The organism is [Clostridium] symbiosum ATCC 14940, assembly GCF_000466485.1.
Taxonomy (GTDB): domain Bacteria; phylum Bacillota; class Clostridia; order Lachnospirales; family Lachnospiraceae; genus Otoolea; species Otoolea symbiosa.
The window spans coordinates 1-676 of record NZ_KE993020.1 but is presented as its reverse complement, the minus strand read 5'-3'; the positions used below and the strand labels follow the sequence as shown (position 1 = coordinate 676).

The following is a 676-nucleotide window of genomic DNA, read 5'->3' as shown; positions in this document are numbered from 1 at the left end:
ATTTTAAGTCCTGTGCGTCTGCCAGTTCCGCCACTGCGGCATATCTGTATAAAACAGATAAATGGGGCCTATAGGGCTCGAACCTATGACCCTCTGCTTGTAAGGCAGATGCTCTCCCAGCTGAGCTAAGACCCCAAATAAAATGAGTTCTCACACTTAAATTTCATTAAATGCTCAAACTAACGACCCGGATGGGACTCGAACCCACGACCTCCGCCGTGACAGGGCGGCGCTCTAACCAACTGAGCCACCGGGCCAAATCTTTAGTTTTTTGCTTTTCTTTTCCTTTAGTTCAGGATAGTGGACCTTCGGGGACTCGAACCCGGGACCGACCGGTTATGAGCCGGTTGCTCTAACCAACTGAGCTAAAGGTCCAAAATAAAATAACTAGAGCCGATGATCGGACTCGAACCGATAACCTGCTGATTACAAATCAGCTGCTCTGCCAATTGAGCCACATCGGCTTGATGACCCCAACGAGATTCGAACTCGTGTTACCGCCGTGAAAGGGCGATGTCTTAACCGCTTGACCATGGGGCCTTACTGTTTACAGCGACTCCATAGTTTGTTCTTCCCGCTGTTAATCGCTTAGTTATATTACCATATTTTTGACATATTGTCAATTTTTCTTTGGCTATTTTTTGATACAAAAAAACTCCCCGAGTAGGACTTGAAC

At 46.7% G+C, this 676-nt stretch carries 5 tRNA genes; all 5 read right to left on the bottom strand.

Annotation, left to right across the window (positions count from 1 at the left end):
* Positions 1-62 precede the first annotated feature (62 nt).
* Positions 63-135: transfer RNA gene (locus tag CLOSYM_RS19420), tRNA-Val, on the bottom strand.
* 48 nt (positions 136-183) lie between these two features.
* Positions 184-257: transfer RNA gene (locus CLOSYM_RS19415), tRNA-Asp, on the bottom strand.
* 44 nt (positions 258-301) lie between these two features.
* Positions 302-375 (bottom strand) — tRNA-Ile (locus tag CLOSYM_RS19410).
* Between the two features lie 16 nt (positions 376-391).
* Positions 392-464: transfer RNA gene (locus tag CLOSYM_RS19405), tRNA-Thr, on the bottom strand.
* 4 nt (positions 465-468) lie between these two features.
* Positions 469-540, bottom strand: a tRNA-Glu gene (locus CLOSYM_RS19400).
* Positions 541-676: the final 136 nt, after the last annotated feature.